The sequence below is a fragment of the Rhizobium sp. Rhizsp42 genome, from assembly GCF_047304155.1.
Taxonomy (GTDB): Bacteria; Pseudomonadota; Alphaproteobacteria; order Rhizobiales; family Rhizobiaceae; genus Rhizobium.
On the sequence record NZ_JBGLYS010000039.1, the window covers coordinates 34,448 to 50,108 of the forward strand.

20 protein-coding genes are annotated in these 15,661 nt (G+C 62.9%); 13 read left to right on the forward strand and 7 right to left on the reverse strand.

The annotated features are described in order from the left end of the window. Positions 1–2: 2 nt before the first annotated feature. The 3 genes from ACCD05_RS26720 to ACCD05_RS26730 all read right to left on the reverse strand — a co-directional run bounded on the left by ACCD05_RS26720 (position 3) and on the right by ACCD05_RS26730 (position 1,094). On the reverse strand, positions 3–194 hold the full coding sequence (locus ACCD05_RS26720) for a hypothetical protein (RefSeq protein ID WP_413396534.1): 192 nt from the start codon (positions 192–194) through the stop codon (positions 3–5). Next, positions 191–451, reverse strand: coding sequence for a CopG family ribbon-helix-helix protein (locus tag ACCD05_RS26725; RefSeq protein ID WP_413396536.1), 261 nt, complete (start codon positions 449–451; stop codon positions 191–193). The genes ACCD05_RS26720 and ACCD05_RS26725 overlap by 4 nt, the downstream gene beginning before the upstream one ends. 139 nt (positions 452–590) lie before the next feature. Beyond that, the gene (locus tag ACCD05_RS26730) at positions 591–1,094 is read right to left on the reverse strand and encodes a pyridoxamine 5'-phosphate oxidase family protein (RefSeq protein WP_413396538.1); all 504 of its coding nucleotides are present in this window, start codon (positions 1,092–1,094) and stop codon (positions 591–593) included. 115 nt (positions 1,095–1,209) lie between these two features. Here ACCD05_RS26730 and ACCD05_RS26735 point away from each other — a divergent pair, with 115 nt between their 5' ends. The 4 genes from ACCD05_RS26735 (at position 1,210) to ACCD05_RS26750 (ending at position 3,918) form a co-directional block, all read left to right on the forward strand. Further along, entirely contained in the window at positions 1,210–1,653 is a 444-nt protein-coding gene (locus ACCD05_RS26735; protein WP_413396540.1) for a DUF6636 domain-containing protein, read from the forward strand. A gap of 112 nt (positions 1,654–1,765) precedes the next feature. Beyond that, the gene (locus tag ACCD05_RS26740; RefSeq protein WP_018899637.1) at positions 1,766–2,512 is read left to right on the forward strand and encodes a YebC/PmpR family DNA-binding transcriptional regulator; all 747 of its coding nucleotides are present in this window, start codon (positions 1,766–1,768) and stop codon (positions 2,510–2,512) included. Positions 2,513–2,748: 236 nt separating this feature from the next. Beyond that, the gene (locus tag ACCD05_RS26745; RefSeq protein WP_113200099.1) at positions 2,749–3,255 is read left to right on the forward strand and encodes an invasion associated locus B family protein; all 507 of its coding nucleotides are present in this window, start codon (positions 2,749–2,751) and stop codon (positions 3,253–3,255) included. A 75-nt stretch (positions 3,256–3,330) separates the two neighbouring features. Continuing rightward, a complete protein-coding gene (locus ACCD05_RS26750) occupies positions 3,331–3,918 on the forward strand; it encodes an SH3 domain-containing protein (protein ID WP_413396543.1) in 588 nt (195 codons plus the stop codon). Positions 3,919–3,968: 50 nt separating this feature from the next. Here ACCD05_RS26750 and ACCD05_RS26755 read toward each other — a convergent pair whose 3' ends face one another. Next, a complete protein-coding gene (locus ACCD05_RS26755) occupies positions 3,969–4,964 on the reverse strand; it encodes an LLM class flavin-dependent oxidoreductase (RefSeq protein WP_413396545.1) in 996 nt (331 codons plus the stop codon). Between the two features lie 260 nt (positions 4,965–5,224). Between ACCD05_RS26755 and ACCD05_RS26760 the strand changes: the two genes are divergently transcribed. Then, positions 5,225–6,421, forward strand: coding sequence for an MFS transporter (locus tag ACCD05_RS26760; RefSeq protein ID WP_413396547.1), 1,197 nt, complete (start codon positions 5,225–5,227; stop codon positions 6,419–6,421). Positions 6,422–6,484: 63 nt separating this feature from the next. Here the strand turns inward: ACCD05_RS26760 and ACCD05_RS26765 are convergent, their stop codons facing one another. From ACCD05_RS26765 to ACCD05_RS26775, 3 genes are all read right to left on the reverse strand, one after another. Then, complete coding sequence (locus tag ACCD05_RS26765; RefSeq protein WP_413396549.1) at positions 6,485–7,363, reverse strand: aldo/keto reductase family oxidoreductase; 879 nt, start codon at positions 7,361–7,363, stop codon at positions 6,485–6,487. A gap of 111 nt (positions 7,364–7,474) precedes the next feature. Then, on the reverse strand, positions 7,475–8,689 hold the full coding sequence (locus ACCD05_RS26770; protein ID WP_413396551.1) for a TCR/Tet family MFS transporter: 1,215 nt from the start codon (positions 8,687–8,689) through the stop codon (positions 7,475–7,477). A 396-nt stretch (positions 8,690–9,085) separates the two neighbouring features. After that, positions 9,086–11,398, reverse strand: coding sequence for a methyl-accepting chemotaxis protein (locus ACCD05_RS26775; protein ID WP_413396553.1), 2,313 nt, complete (start codon positions 11,396–11,398; stop codon positions 9,086–9,088). 242 nt (positions 11,399–11,640) lie between these two features. Between ACCD05_RS26775 and ruvC the strand changes: the two genes are divergently transcribed. From ruvC to ACCD05_RS26815, 8 genes are all read left to right on the forward strand, one after another. After that, the gene (gene ruvC, locus ACCD05_RS26780; protein WP_037182642.1) at positions 11,641–12,153 is read left to right on the forward strand and encodes a crossover junction endodeoxyribonuclease RuvC; all 513 of its coding nucleotides are present in this window, start codon (positions 11,641–11,643) and stop codon (positions 12,151–12,153) included. 54 nt (positions 12,154–12,207) lie between these two features. Then, positions 12,208–12,468: an AbrB/MazE/SpoVT family DNA-binding domain-containing protein gene (locus ACCD05_RS26785; protein WP_113200094.1), complete on the forward strand. Its 261-nt coding sequence runs from the start codon at positions 12,208–12,210 to the stop codon at positions 12,466–12,468. After that, complete coding sequence (locus tag ACCD05_RS26790; RefSeq protein WP_413396556.1) at positions 12,446–12,868, forward strand: type II toxin-antitoxin system VapC family toxin; 423 nt, start codon at positions 12,446–12,448, stop codon at positions 12,866–12,868. Before ACCD05_RS26785 ends, ACCD05_RS26790 begins: the two co-directional genes overlap by 23 nt. Positions 12,869–12,893: 25 nt before the next feature. Next, on the forward strand, positions 12,894–13,511 hold the full coding sequence (gene ruvA, locus ACCD05_RS26795) for a Holliday junction branch migration protein RuvA (RefSeq protein WP_112944919.1): 618 nt from the start codon (positions 12,894–12,896) through the stop codon (positions 13,509–13,511). A 67-nt stretch (positions 13,512–13,578) separates the two neighbouring features. Beyond that, positions 13,579–13,857 carry an AbrB/MazE/SpoVT family DNA-binding domain-containing protein gene (locus ACCD05_RS26800; RefSeq protein WP_413396558.1) on the forward strand — a complete coding sequence of 93 codons (279 nt, stop codon included), beginning with the start codon at positions 13,579–13,581 and terminating at the stop codon, positions 13,855–13,857. Continuing rightward, positions 13,854–14,261, forward strand: a complete 408-nt coding sequence (locus ACCD05_RS26805) for a PIN domain-containing protein (RefSeq protein ID WP_413396560.1) — start codon at positions 13,854–13,856, stop codon at positions 14,259–14,261. The genes ACCD05_RS26800 and ACCD05_RS26805 overlap by 4 nt, the downstream gene beginning before the upstream one ends. Beyond that, the gene (gene ruvB, locus ACCD05_RS26810) at positions 14,258–15,298 is read left to right on the forward strand and encodes a Holliday junction branch migration DNA helicase RuvB (RefSeq protein ID WP_018899653.1); all 1,041 of its coding nucleotides are present in this window, start codon (positions 14,258–14,260) and stop codon (positions 15,296–15,298) included. Before ACCD05_RS26805 ends, ruvB begins: the two co-directional genes overlap by 4 nt. A gap of 48 nt (positions 15,299–15,346) precedes the next feature. Continuing rightward, complete coding sequence (locus ACCD05_RS26815) at positions 15,347–15,565, forward strand: DUF2945 domain-containing protein (protein WP_413396562.1); 219 nt, start codon at positions 15,347–15,349, stop codon at positions 15,563–15,565. Positions 15,566–15,661: the final 96 nt, after the last annotated feature.

Below are 15,661 nucleotides of genomic sequence, written 5' to 3' on the forward strand. Positions count from 1 at the left end.
ACTCAAGGCGACGGGAAAATCGGGCGGTTCTTTTCGTCATAGGCTTCGACAAGATCGCCGATCCGCGACGCCAGCAAGGCGAGCGGATGATCTTCGTCATCACCGATCTCGGCAAAGATTTCGTCAAGCTGCCCGACGAGGCGATCATACTCCGCCTCGTTCGTCGGCATGGCGAGAAGTGGTGCGATCTTCATGCAACGGCACCTTTCACGATGGCATCGACCTCATCGATCGCGTCGTCCAGGTCATGTCCTAGGCCTGCGTCGATATCCTTGCGAGCTTGATCCAGCTCGATGATTTCCCGACCCTCCGATGCGAGATAGGATTTCAGAGCGCGCACGAACACCCAGCTTCTGCTTCGGTCGAAGATGCCAGCGATCTGCTCGATCTCCACCAGCACACCGACAGGCAGACGCATGGTGATCGGGTCCGAAAGCTCATGATTGCCCATCGCCTCACCTCCGGTTGCAACACAAGCTACACCACACCAACAGACGCGTCAAACCTCCGATCCCGATGCAACCGACGCAACAAAAAAGCCCAAGAGCAAAAGCTCCCGGGCCTCGATCGACCTCGCAGCACGACCTAACTCAAGCGAACTGCAGATGCTGACGCACGCCGACATCCGGCATCTTGTCCTCGTCGAGATTGGCCTTGGCGATTTCCCAGCCGAATTTCAACTTGCTGCCGGTCGACACCCAGATTTCGGCGTCGTCGACATGCATGGCGAGCATCGTCAGTTTCGGGTCCTTCTTGCCATCCTCGTACCAGGCGGCCACGACGGAGTTCCAGTATTCCTCGATCTTGGAGGCATCCTGGCGAACCTCGATCTTGCCAGCGAGGCAGGCGTGGTAGTCGTGATCCTTGCCGACCACGCAGAAATGCGCGCGCGTTCCGGGCGTGATCGCCCGCACGATCTCCGCGTCCGACTTGGTGTAGAACCAGATGGTATTGGTCTTGGGATCGGCGTTCGGCGCCATGGGCTGCATGTGCATGTCGGCGCCATCGACGCCGAGCATGCCGGCATGAATGTCGTTGACCTGATCCCAGAGCTGGCGTGCCGGGTGTTCCCGTGCCTCGTTGAAACTAGCCATAGCGCTTCCTTCCGTTTCGAATGGTCCGTGTTTGAAACGTCATCTCGCGGGCTTTGTTCCCCAAAGTGAAAACAGATGCTACGCTCCTGGTATCGTGGGGATATGGGGGATCGTCATGCGCATAGCGGCATTGGTCACGCTGGGCTTCGCCTCGGCATTGTCTCTGGCATCGGTCTTGCCCGCCGACGCCGCCGATCGCAGCTTCATGCCCGACGAGAACGGCCAGATCGTCTTCGTCACCCCATCGAGAAACATCGGTTGCACCTATATCCCGAAGGGCGGCACGGAGATGTACAAGCCCGATGACGGCGGCCCTGAGCTCGGATGCGACCGCATCGAGCCGAAATACATCCGGTTGATCCTGTCGGCCTCGGGCAAGGCCTTCATCTTCGAGATGGAGGGCGATACCGCCTGTTGCGACGATGTCAACGTGCTAAACTACGGCGATCGCTGGAAGGCCGGACCGTTTACATGCATGTCCGATGAAAGCGGCCTCACCTGCCGCCGCAAGGACGGACACGGCTTCTTCGCGAGCCGCAACAAATACACCGTCGATTGACGCCGCGCCCCGGCGCCGCAGCCATCCGGCACGCCTGTTTTCCCTTGAACGCGCCCCGTTTCACTCTTATAAGGCGGCCCATTCCCAACAATAAGACGTGAACAGGGGTGCCATGGCTGGCCATTCACAGTTTAAAAACATCATGCATCGCAAGGGCCGTCAGGATGCCGTGCGGTCGAAAATGTTCTCCAAGCTCGCGCGCGAAATCACCGTTGCCGCCAAGGCCGGTCTGCCCGACCCGACGATGAACGCCCGTCTGCGCCTGGCGATCCAGAACGCCAAGGCCCAGTCGATGCCGAAGGACAACATCGACCGCGCCATCAAGAAGGCTGCCGGCGCCGACGGCGAGAACTACGATGAAGTGCGCTACGAAGGCTACGGCCCGGGCGGCACCGCGATCATCGTCGAAGCGCTGACCGACAACCGCAACCGCACCGCCTCCAACGTCCGCTCGATCTTCACCAAGGCCGGCGGCGCACTGGGCGAAACCGGCTCGGTATCCTTCTCCTTCGACCATGTCGGCGAGATCACCTACAAGCTCTCTGCCGGCGATGCCGACAAGATGATGGAAGCGGCGATCGAAGCCGGCGCCGACGACGTCGAGACCGACGAAGAAGGCCACTACATCACCTGCGGTTTCGAAGCCCTCGGCGAAGTGGCCAAGGCGCTGGAAGCCTCGCTCGGCGAAGCCGAAACCGTCAAGGCCGTCTGGCGCGCCCAGAACAACGTGCCCGTCGACGAAGAGCGCGCCCAGTCGCTGCTGAAGCTGATCGACAGCCTCGAGGACGACGACGACGTGCAGAACGTCTATTCGAACTTCGAAGTCTCGGAAGAAGTGCTGGCCAAGCTCTCGGCCTGATCACTTACGATCTTAATCTTCAAAAAACCGGCCCCGGAAACGCGGCCGGTTTTTTGTTGTCCACAGGCCTATCCGCGTGAACCCTCACATACTGGCCTCAAGCGGTAACACGTCCGTGAACACGGGGTGTTTGTTAAGGCCTCGGTAACCCTGGCCGCTTTGAATGCCGCCCATTCGCTCCAGCCGGTCTGCCTCAAGGCCAGCCTCACTCCATACTCTCGGCGGGAAAACGACCCATGAAAAGACTATCCCTTTCGCTCTCCATCGCACTTGCAGGCACACTCGCCGGCGCGATCTCGGCTCATGCGCAGCCATCCATGGTCAAGCAGTTCGACGATTGGGGTGTCTATTCCTACGACCGTTCGGGCAAGACGGTGTGCTATATTCTGACAGTTCCGAAGACCATGCAGCCCGCCGCCGTCGATCACGGCCGCAACTATTTCGTGGTCGGCCGCGCCCCCGGCCGTGGCACCAATTACGAGCCGCAGGCGATCATGGGCTATGACCTGAAACCCGGCTCGCGTGCCAAGGTGGAGATCGGCGGCAAGGAATTCACCATGTTCACCAAGGGTTCGTCCGCCTGGGTGCTGGAAGAGACCAAGGAGCCTGATCTGATCGACTCCATGCGCGGCGGCAGCGACATGACCGTCGACGCCGTCTCGCGCCGCGGCACCGCCACCAGCTACACCTACTCGCTGAACGGCGTCACCGCCGCGCTAAAGCGCATGGCACAGTGCAACTGAGCCGATCACAATGCGTAAGACAAAACTGACGAAGCGCATCTCGGCATGAGGCGCGCTCGAAAGGACGGCGCCCGGGTGCCGTCCCCTTCCCGCCTTGCTCGCGGCTGGAAACGCACGGCGGCAATCTGCCTCGCCGGAATGGCGCTGGCCTGCACCTCGATCGCCGCCAACCCGCTTTTGTCGCAACCCGCACCGGTCGCGGCGAAGGCCGACAATGGCCCAAAGGGCCGCGAGACCGGGCTGAAGGTTCCTCGCTTCGTATCGCTGCGGTCGCGCGAGGCCCGCATGCGCGTCGGCCCCTCGCTCGATTACGGCATCGCCTGGATCTACCGCGTTCCCGGCCTGCCGCTGGAGATCACCGCCGAATACGGCAACTGGCGCCAGGTGCGCGACAGCGACGGCGTTTCCGGCTGGATGCACCGCGCGCTGCTGTCGAGCAAACGCACGGCCATCGTCGGGCCGTGGCTATCGGCGCATGTGCCGCTTCGCGACGGACCGAGCAGTTCTGCCCGCAAGCTGGCCTCGCTGACCCCTCGCGTTCGAGTCGCGATCAGCGATTGCGACGGCAGCTGGTGCAAGGTGGATGTGACCGGCCACGATCTGGACGGCTTCGTCAGGCAATCCGCGCTCTGGGGCGTCTATCCCAACGAGACGATCAAGTAGAGGCTCAGACCACCGCCCTCAGGCGGCGGCCTGCATCCCGGTTGCTGCCGTCAGGCTGCGGCCTGCATCAATGTATTGAGCCCGGCGAACAGCTCGACCGACTTCAGCCGCGCCTCGATATCGTGGATCGGCATCGAGATGATCAGTTCGTCGGCCTGTGTGTCGCGCAGGAATTCCGCGAGCTTCGCCTCCGCCGTCTTCGGTGACCCGACCACGGCGTAACGCAGCGTATGCTCGACCGTCATCTTCTCCATCGGCGACCAGAAGCTCTCCATATCCTGGAGCGGCCTCGGGAACTGGCCGCGCACGTTGCGGCGCAGGTTCACGAACTGCTGCTGCGCCGAGGTGAAGTGATACGCGGCCTCCTCGTCGGTCTCCGCCACCGATCCCATGACGCCGACCATCGCATAGGGCTTGTCGAGCACGGCTGATGGCTGGAACCGGTCGCGATAGATATCGAGCGCCTCCATCAAAGAGTCGGGCGCGAAGTGCGAGGCGAACGCATAGGGAAGCCCGAGCATGCCGGCGAGCTGCGCGCTGTAGAGGCTGGAGCCGAGCAGCCAGATCGGCACGTTGCTGTTCATGCCCGGCACGGAGAGGATCGCCTGGTTTTCGACCGGTGCGCCGAGCAGCTGCTGCAATTCGACGACGTCGTTGGGGAAGCTGCTGGCATCGAGATTGCGGCGCAGTGCCTGCGCCGTGCGCATGTCGGTGCCCGGCGCGCGCCCAAGCCCGAGATCGACGCGCCCCGGAAACAGCGCCTCCAGCGTGCCGAACTGTTCGGCAATCACCAGCGGCGAGTGGTTCGGCAGCATGATACCGCCCGAGCCGATCCTGATCCTTTTCGTCGCCGCCCCGACATGGCCGATGACCACGGCAGTGGCGGCACTGGCGATCCCCGGCATGCCGTGGTGTTCGGCCAGCCAGAAGCGGTTATAGCCGAACGCCTCGGCCCGCTGCGCCATCTGCGCCGAGCTCTCCAGCGACTGCCTGATTGTGCTGCCTTCGGCAACGGGTGAGAGATCGAGGATCGAGAAGGGAACCATGGCGCGGCCTGTCGGTGGTTGGATTGGACATCCTATGTAGGTGCTCGAACGGAAGCCCCAAAGGGCAGCGCGCGAAAAACACCGACCGCAACACGGAAAGGTAGCGCGCGCATTGACAGCCCGCCGGCGGTTGTCTAAGCATGCCTCATACCGGCTGACCGGTCGTAAGCGTCTAACGTCAAGCAACGCACTTATCGATCCTCGTCGGTCGGAGTGCGTTTTTTTGTGCCCGTTGGACGAGGAATAGCCAGGAGGTTACCGTGGCTTTCCAGACTTTTCGTGATCCGCAGCAGCGCCGGCTGTATCTGCTGGCAGCGATCCTCTTCATCTCCTATCTCTGCATCGCGATCGCGCTTCCCGTCATCCCCGTTTACGTCACCGGCACGCTCAAGCTTGGAAACATGTGGGCCGGTCTTGGCGTCGGCATTGCATTCCTCTCGACCATCGTCAGCCGCGGCTATGCCGGCGGAATGAGCGACCAGCGCGGCACCAAGGTTGCCGTGCAGCGCGGGCTTGCGCTCTACGTGGTTGGCGCGCTTGTGTCGCTGATATCAGGCCTGCTGTCGCAGATGCCGGCCGCCGCCTACCTTGTGCTCATTGCCGGACGCCTGCTGCTCGGGCTTGGCGAAAGTCTCGTCGCGGTCGGTATCATCTCATGGGGTATCGGCATCGTCGGGCCGCAGCGCTCCGGCAAGGTGCTCGCCCTCGTCGGCGCCGCCATCTATGGCGCGCTTGCCGTCGGCGGCCCCATCGGCCTGTTGCTGCTCGCCCATCTCGGCTTTGCCGGAACCATGGCGGTCGGCGCGATCCTGCCCTTGCTGGGGCTCATCGCCATCAGCAGGGTTCCAGCAGTTCCGGTGCACACCGCACAGCAGCGCCCTCCGCTTCTCAGCGTGATTGGCCGCATTTGGCTGCATGGCGCGGTCATCTGCCTGCAGGGCATAGGCTTCGCCGCGATCGGCGCATTCTTCACGCTCTACTTCCAGAGCAAAGGTTGGGCGTTCGCCGGCCTCGGTCTGACGGCCTTCGGCGTCGGCTTCGTCATGGTGCGCATTCTCTTCGGCCACCTGCCGGATCGGTTCGGCGGGCTTGCCGTGGCCATGGTATCGCTTGCCGTCGAGGCGGTTGGCCAGGCCCTGATCTGGAGCGCCGGCGACCCCAGCGTCGCGCTGATCGGCGCCTTCATGACCGGCCTCGGATGCTCGATGATCTTTCCGGCCATGGGCCGCGAGGTCGTCCACCTCGTCGCGCCGCATCTGCGCGGAACGGCGCTCGGCGGCTTCTCGGCATTCCAGGATGCGTCCTATGGGCTGACGGGACCGCTTGCCGGTCTCCTCGCCGATCGGGCGGGATATGACAGCATCTTCCTTGTCGGCGGCATCACCGCCACCTTCGGCCTGCTGATCGCCACCGCCCTGCGCCGCAGAACGGCCCGTGCGGCACTCCCCGAGGGATAATGAACAGAACGATCCCGCTCATGCCGGCGCCAACGCCGGCATGAGCCTGTTGTGGTCGAGAGATCAACCAGCCTTCGCCGATCCGATACCGTCAAGCTTGGCGATGGCATCGGCGGGCAGCACGAGATCGGCAACGGCGAGGTTCTCCCGCAGATGCCCGCGCGACGAGGTGCCGGGGATGAGCAGGATATTCGGCGCGCGCTGCAGCAGCCAGGCCAGCGCCACCTGCAGCGGCGAGGCACCCAACTCGGCCGCGACATCCGACAGCGTCGAGGACTGCAGCGGCGAGAAGCCGCCGAGCGGGAAGAAGGGCACATAGGCCGTCCCCTCGCCCGCAAGCTTTTCGATCAGCGCATCGTCGCCGCGATGGGCAAGATTGTACTGGTTCTGCACGCAGACGATCTCGGCGATCTTGCGCCCATCGGCGATCTGCTTGGCGGTAACGTTGGAGAGGCCGATATGCTTGACGAGGCCCTGGCGCTGCAGGTCCGCAAGCACGGTGAGCGGCTCCTCCAGCGATCCCTCGGCCGGGCCGTGCACGTCGAACATGGCGCGCAGATTGACCACCTCGATCGCATCGAGGCCAAGGTTCTTGAGGTTGTCGTGCACAGCCTGCGTCAGCGCCTCCTTCGAAAACGCCGGGTTCCACGACGCATCCGCCCCGCGCACCGCCCCGATCTTGGTAACGATCACGAGGTCGCTCTTATAAGGATGCAGCGCTTCCTTGATGATCTGGTTCGTGACGTGCGGGCCGTAAAAATCGCTGGTGTCGATATGATCGACCCCACTCTCGACCGCCTCACGCAGCACCGCCACCGCTTCCGCGCGATCTCTCGGCGGCCCGAAGACGCCCTTGCCGGCAAGCTGCATGGCGCCATAGCCGAGCCGTTTGACGGTGCGGTTGCCGAGTTTGAATGTTCCAGACTTTTCAAGATTGGACATGATCTTTCTCCGTTTCGATCAAGACGAGAAATAGGTCAGTCTGGTTCTATCGATAAGCCAGGACAATCCGCACGGGCTGTTCGGAATATCGGACAGTGAGTTGGTATCCGCTCACGGTGAAGACGGAACGGGAACCGCCTCGGGCTTGCCGAACCGCAATCCGCAGACGAGCGGCACGCTAACCGCATAGACGACGATAACAGATAGCCAGATCGCGCCGGGCCATTGCGCTCTGACGAGAAAGTAGACGCTGGAGAAGCCGAGCGGCGTGACGATCGAGGCAAGGCTGACCGCCGACGACAATACGCCCTGAAACCGTCCCTGCTGGCTCTCGTCGACCTGCCGCGTCGCCAGCGATTGCAGCGCCGGAACGCCGATGCCGCCCAGCGCAAAGAGCGGCATGATCGCAAAGATCATCCATCCCTGCGTGGCAAACGCCATGACGACGAGCGAGAGACAAGCGCTGGCGACCCCTGTCAGGATTGCACCGCGTTCGCCGAGCAGCTTGACGGCGGGGCCCGGAAGGAAGGCCTGGGCCAGCGTCTGGCAGACACCGAAGGTGCCGAGCGAGAGGCCGACCCACAGACCGTTCCACTGAAAGCTGTCCGCGCCCCAAAGCGCCCAGCAGGTGCCATAGACCTCGCCCGTGGCGCTGAAGACGAAGAAGATGAGGACGATGGGCAGCAGGCTCTTCATGGAAAAGAGCCAATGCAGCGGCCGCAGCGGGTTCAATGCCGCAAGGTCGATCTTCTCCCGGCTCGGTTTGCGCGATTCCGGCAGCATGAGGAAAGCGAGAAGCAGGTTGAAGCCATTCAGCACCGCCGCGGCGATGAAGGGCAACCGCAGCCAATAGTCGCCCAGCGCGCCGCCGAGCACAGGGCCAACGATGAAGCCTGCCCCGAACATCGCATTGATCAGACCGAAGCGGCGGGCGCGTTTGTCCTCGGGCGATATGTCGGTGATGTAGGCCGATGCGACGGAGACATTGGCGCTGGTGAGCCCGGCGATGGCGCGGCCGAGAAGCAGCATCCAGAGGCTGGGTGCGAAGGCGAGGAACAGATAGTTGATGGCCGCACCGGCAAGCGAGATCAAAAGCACCGGGCGCCGGCCGAGCCGGTCGCTCAGCGAGCCGAGCACAGGCGCGAAGATGAACTGCATGGCCGCATAGAGCGCGGTCATGATGCCGATGGTGGAGGCGACGTTGTCGGTGTGGGTGACGTCCTTGAGCAGTGCGGGAAGGATGGGAAAGATAAGCCCGATGCCGACGGCATCTAGGACTATGGCAGTGAAGATGACGAGAAGTGGTCTGGTAGATGGTGTGGTCATGGCGTGTTCCGATCGAACGCAAGCGCACGAACGCACGCGGCGCCGATGGCTCACGATAGGGCCTGACGATGCAGGCGATTGATGTTTGGGAACGCTGGCCGATCGATGCCGGAGACGGCATGGATGGCGTGTGCTTGACCGCATGGACGACAATTCGTCCACCTGTTTTACTCCGCCACTGAGCGGATCAAGGAAAGCGGTCGCTTTTCGCGATGCGCTTATTTACGCCAATCGCGCGCTGGCGGCAAGTGGCGCGCTGCTGGCTTTAGCCGGACGGCTGGCTGCCCGGGGCAGAACATTCACGATGGGCTGATATCGCCGGAAGTTGGACGCTAGAATACGCAGGGTCAGGCACCGCCGCTTCAACCATGAGAAGTGGCGGCCTCAATGCCTATCTTACCCACGCCGCCTGAGCACATGCACCTCAGCGCTATGCTGATGTTCACCCTGCGCCAGCGTGAAATTGGCGAGCTGGCGGTCCATCTCGACAGCCTCGGTGGCGAGCAGATGGATGGCGGCCGTGCTTTCCTCGACCATCGCCGCGTTCTGCTGCGTCATCTGATCGAGCTCGGCGACGGCGCTGTTGATCTGGCGCAGCGTCTCCGCTTCCTCGCGGGTGGCGTCCATGATCTCGCTGATCTGGCCGTTGATCGCCTCGACATGGCCGCCGATGCCCGTCAGCGCCACGCCGGCCCGCTCGACCAGCGACACGCCGGCCTCGACCTCATGGGTGGATTTCTGCAGGAGATGCGAGATCTCCTTGGCAGCACCCGACGAACGCTGCGCAAGCTCGCGCACTTCCTGCGCCACGACCGCGAAGCCCTTGCCGGCCTCGCCGGCGCGTGCCGCCTCGACGCCGGCATTCAGCGCCAGGAGGTTGGTCTGGAAGGCGATGGAATCGATGACCGAGATGATCGAGTTGATCTGCCGCGACGATGCCTGGATCGCCTCCATCGCCGCAATCGTGTCGCGCATGATCTGGCCGGAGCCGGATGTCTCGCGCTTGGCGTCGCGGGCGATCCGCTCGGCCTCTTCGGCGCGCGCGAGCTGCGAGCGGACCGACTGGGTAATCGCGTCGATGGCACTTGCCGTCTCGGTGATCGACGCCGCCTGCCGTTCGGTGCGGCCGGCAAGATCATCCGAGCCGGCGCGCATCTCTTCCGAGCCCGAACGCACCGCCGCCGAATTGCCGCCGATCGCCGTCATCGTGTCGCTGAGCGTCGCCAGCGCCTGGTTGAAATTGTGGCGCAGCCCCTCGAGCTCGTTCGGGAAGCGGCGGTCGATCTGGTAGGCGAGATCGCCATTCGCCAGATGCAGCAGACCTTCGTCGATCGCCTCGACCACCTCCTGCAACGTCTTCGCCTCCGCCTCGCGCTCGGCCATATGCTGCTGGCGGTCGCGGTCGGCGCGGTCGCGCGTCTCCGCGCTTGCCGCTTCCAGCGTGCGGCTATCGATGAGCGACTGCTTGAAGCGGGCGAGCGCCTTGGCCATCGTGCCGATCTCGTCGTGGCGGTTCTGGCTGCCGATCTCGACCTCGAGATCGCCATCGGCCACCGCACGCGTGACGCCGGCAAGCTTGGCGAGCGGCGAAAACAGCATCTTGGTGATGATCCCGGTGGCAACCGCCATGACCACGAGCACGCCGCAGCCGATCATCGTCAACAGCGCCGCGATTTCAAGCGATCCGGCGTTGATCTCGCTGAGACGCATGCTCTCGACCACCAGATAGCGCGCACCCTGATAATCGACGGGCTTCACATAGGCGCGCGCAGCACCATCAGTGCGGCTGAAATCGTTGACCGACATAGCGGGATTGGCAAACGCATTCTTCAGGAAGGTGAAGGGCGCGGTATCGAGCGTCGCCAACCGGCCCGCCTCGTTGACCGTGACCGCCGACCCATCATCGGAAACAATCGCCGCCTGCGCGGTGCTTCCGGCAACGATGCCCTTGGAGAGGATGCTGGCGACGACATCGTCGCGCACCCTAAACAGCATCACGCCCTTCGGCTGGCCGAGCTTGACGACAGGCACGGCATAGAAGATCGCCGACGCGCCGTTCGCATCCACCCGCAGGCCGGAGAAGCCGGCGGGCGCGCCGTCGTCGGTCGCCTTGGCGGTGTTTTCGATCGCCTTGGCAAAGGCAAGGCCGGCGCCGGTCGATTTCCACGCATCCGACTTCAGGTTCTCGGCGAAATCGTCGTTCTTCTTGTAGGAATAGAGCACGAAGCCATCGAGATCGGCGATCAGCAGGTCGCTGAACGGCGTATTCTGCAGATCGCGCGCCACTTCGCCCTGGGTCTTCTCATGGTTGGAATAATAGAAGCCGCTCGGCGCATCCGGCTTCACCAGCTTCTCGCGCTCGCCGGCCGGGTTCGGATTGTCGGTGATGAACACCTTCTTGAGCTCGGCGCGGACATCGCCCGAGGTCTTCTCGATGGTCTTCCAGCCGCTCTTCAGGCTGGTGATCGACATCTGCAGCGCCTCGATGCGGGCGATCGAATTGGCCTGGTTTTCCAGCTGCGCCAACTGATCGTGCAGCATGTCGCCGCGAAAGATCAGCACGCTCTCCTTGGCCTTCAGCGCCTGCTCGCCGGAAATGCGGCTGCTGGCGAAATAGGCGAGACAGTTGATGGCGGCGATCGACAGCGCCGTCAGCAGAATGAAAGTAGCAATGACCTTGAAGGACAGCGACTGGAATCTCTGAACCATGGAAAACTCGAACCCCTTCCGGAACGGCTGATACCGATGGGGCTGGCGCCCCAAAGGCAGGCCTGAAAACAGAACACGGGGAGCCTTCACTCAAGAAAGCTGGCTCCTCTCATCTCTTGTGGATCATAAGTTACCGAGGGAATTTAAATTCACGTAAATGAGCCCTGACAAAAACACCGGGATGTTTTTGTTTTGTTCACATATCGATGGCAGTTATCGCTGATCTGCAATAGGATTACCGCATGCAAAGCGCGATTCGTATCATCGGCATCGACCCCGGCCTGCGCCGCACCGGCTGGGGCGTCATCGAGACGCTGGGCAATTCGCTGCGCTTCGTCGCCTCCGGCACCGTCACATCCGATGGCGACATGGACCTCGCCTCGCGCCTCTGCCAGCTGCATGATGGCCTTGCCGACGTCGTACACGTGCATCAGCCTGATGAGGCCGCCGTCGAGCAGACCTTCGTCAACAAGGACGCCGTGGCGACGCTGAAGCTCGGCCAGGCCCGCGGCATCGCCATGCTGGTCCCCGCCCGCGCCGGCCTGCAGGTCTCGGAATACGCGCCGAACGCAGTCAAGAAGGCCGTCATCGGCGTCGGCCACGCCGAGAAGAAGCAGATCCACATGATGCTGAAGATCCTGATGCCGAAAGCCGAGTTCAAGGGCGACGACGCCGCCGACGCGCTCGCCATCGCCATCTGCCACGCCCACAACCGCGGCGGCGCCCGCATGCGCATGGCAGCGCTCGCCGGCTAGCCTGTTCTTGACTTGTTCTCATTCCGTGGTAAGTAATACCTGAGAGGTATTACCATGCGTGTAACCGAAAAAGGCCAGGTGACAATCCCCAAGGAAATCCGCGACCGATTGAACATCGGCCCGGGATCGGAGGTGGATTTTGTCATCTCCGATCAGGGCGCGATGCTGGTGAAGATCGGCGACAGCAAGGCCGAGATCCAGAGCTTCGAGGAATGGGCAAAAAGCGTCGAGGGCACGTTCGACACGCAAGGCATGACCACGGACGAATATATGGAATGGCTGCGGGGACCGCGTGAAGATCTCGACCGTCATTGACACCAACGTGCTGATCGACGTGCTCGGACCCGCAACAGTCTTCAGGACTTGGTCGCTGTCCGCGTTGAAGCGTTGCCACGAGGAAGGCGAGCTGGTCATCAATCCGGTTATCTGGTCGGAGCTTTCCGCATCGCCCTTGAGCGAACTGGAAATCAATCTGGCGTTCGGCTGGCTGGGTCTGAAGCGAGAAACGCTCTCCTATGAGGCTGCTTTCGAGGCAGGCAAGGCACAGTTTTCCTACCGCCGCGTCGGCGGCGCGCGCGAACGCACCCTGCCCGATTTCCTGATCGGCGCGCATGCGTCCGTTCGCTCCCATCGCCTGCTGACCCGCGATCCCGGGCGCTACAAGGCCTACTTCCCGGCGCTCGACCTCATCACGCCCGAAACCCATCCCATCTAAACTCTTAACCGGCGGACCACCAAACATGATCGGCAAGCTCAAAGGCACCATCGACGAAATCGGCGACGACTATGTGCTCGTCGACGTGCACGGCGTCTGCTACGTCGCCCATTGCTCGGCGCGCACCCTGTCGCGCATCGGCTCGGTGGGCGAAGCCTGCATTCTCTTCATCGAGACCTATGTCCGCGAAGACCAGCTCAAGCTCTTCGGCTTCATGACCGCGCTCGAGCGTGAATGGTTCAACCTGCTGCAGAGCGTCCAGGGCGTCGGCGCCAAGGTCGCCCTTGCTGTTCTCTCGACACTGACACCGGGCGAACTAGCCAACGCCATCGCCCTGCAGGACAAGACATCAATCTCCCGCGCCAACGGCGTCGGCCCCAAGGTCGCGGTCCGCATCGTCACCGAGTTGAAGAACAAGGCCCCCGCCTTCGCCGGTGAGGCATCCGCCAATATCGGCCTCAAGCAGGAACTCGGCGAGGGCGTCGCCTCCGCGCCTGTCGCAGACGCCGTCTCGGCGCTGACCAATCTCGGCTACAGCAGAGACCAGGCCGCCAACGCGGTTGCCGCTGCGATGAAGACCGCGGGAGAAGGCGCCGACAGCGCTAAGTTGATCCGGTTGGGGTTGAAGGAGTTGTCGCGGTAAGCGCAATTGCCAGGGCGATCCCGCCTTACTATTATGCAAAGGTAAGGCAGAACAACGGAGCGAGATCATGGGCTTCAACATCACGATCACATCGAAGGGACAGATGACGATCCCCAAGGATCTGCGCGATCAGCTGAACGTCAAGGCCGGCGACAAATGTTATGCTTGGGTCCGAAATGGCGAACTCATCATGGTCCCCCGCAACAAGCCGCTCAGCGAACTTGCAGGCATCCTCGGCAAGCCGCCGATTGATGCGCCACTGTCCCAGGAAGGCATCGATGAGGCGATCATGGACGCCGCCGTCGAGCGCTACGAAAATGCGATTGGAGAGAGTGAGCGTGAATGACTGAGCGCTTCGGCATCGACACGAACGTGCTCTTGCGCGTCGCCATGGCTGATGACGCCAAGCAAGCCGATGCCGTGGCGGCTCTCCTGCGCCGACTGGAGCAGGACGATGTCCTCTTCGTCAATGTCTCCGTCGTTCTGGAAGCCTATTGGGTGCTGAACCGCATGTATCGCTATCCGAGAGAGCGTATTCTCGATTTCATCCAGGCGGTCCTCGAACGACGAGAATTCGAGGTCGCCGCCTATGAAGCCGTGGGCAATGCCGTCTATCTCTGCCGAACCGCCAATGTCGATTTCGCCGATGTGCTCCTCAGTGAAATGAACCGGCTCGACGGCTGCGCCAAAACCTTTACCTTCGACCGCAAGGCCGCCCGCAAAATTCCCGGAATGGAACTTCTCGCATGACCGACACCGCCCGCCTCATCACCCCGGAAAAACGCGGCGAGGATTTCGACGCGACGCTGCGGCCGCAGTCGCTCGACGAGTTCACCGGCCAGGCCGAGGCTCGCGCCAATCTCAAGATCTTCATCGAGGCCGCAAAGAACCGTGGCGAGGCGCTCGATCACGTTCTCTTCGTCGGCCCGCCCGGTCTCGGCAAGACGACGCTGGCGCAGATCATGGCCAAGGAACTCGGCGTCAACTTCCGCTCGACATCCGGCCCGGTTATCGCCAAGGCCGGTGATCTCGCGGCGTTGCTGACCAATCTTGAGGAGCGCGACGTGCTCTTCATCGACGAAATCCATCGCCTCAGCCCCGCCGTCGAGGAAATCCTCTATCCTGCGATGGAAGACTTCCAGCTCGACCTCATCATCGGCGAAGGCCCGGCCGCGCGCTCGGTGAAGATCGACCTGTCGAAATTCACGCTGGTCGCCGCCACCACCCGCCTCGGCCTCCTGACGACGCCGCTGCGCGATCGCTTCGGCATCCCGGTGCGGCTCTCCTTCTACACCGTCGACGAACTGGAGCTGATCGTGCGCCGCGGCGCCCGGCTGATGAACCTGCCGATGACCGATGAAGGCGCCCGCGAGATCGCGCGCCGCGCCCGCGGCACGCCCCGCATCGCCGGCCGCCTGCTGCGTCGCGTGCGCGATTTCGCCGAGGTCGCGAGAGCCGAAGCCGTCACCCGCGAGATCGCCGACGAGGCGCTGACCCGGCTGCTGGTCGACAATCTCGGCCTCGACCAGCTCGACAAGCGCTATCTCAACATGATCGCGGTGAATTTCGGCGGCGGCCCCGTCGGCATCGAGACGATCGCAGCTGGGCTTTCCGAGCCGCGCGACGCGATCGAGGATATCATCGAGCCCTACATGATCCAGCAGGGCTTCATCCAGCGCACCCCGCGCGGCCGCGTCTTGACCGCCACCGCCTGGAAGCACCTCGGCATGCAGCCACCGAAGGATCTCGAAGCCGCTCAGTTCCGCCTGTTCCAGCAGGACGATTGAGGAACCCCTACCCGGCGTCGCGCATTGGCATCTCGAAAGGAGATCGTCATGCACAAGTACCGCATCGGCACTGATGTCGAATGGAAATGGGGCAAGGGAACCGGAACCGGCAAGATCAAGGAGAGCTTCACCGACGACGTCGAGCGCACGATCGAAGGTGCGGTGATCAAGCGCAAGGCGAGCACCGAGGAGCCGGCCTATCTGATCGAGCAGGAAGACGGCGGCAAGGTGCTGAAGAGCCATTCCGAGCTGAAGAAATCCGGCTGACTGAGACCATGCCTACAGTGCCGGGGCCCCCCCACCCCAAATGGGGGGGGGGGGGGGGGGGGGGGGGGGGGGGGGAGGCCGGGGGGTTTTAAAAAA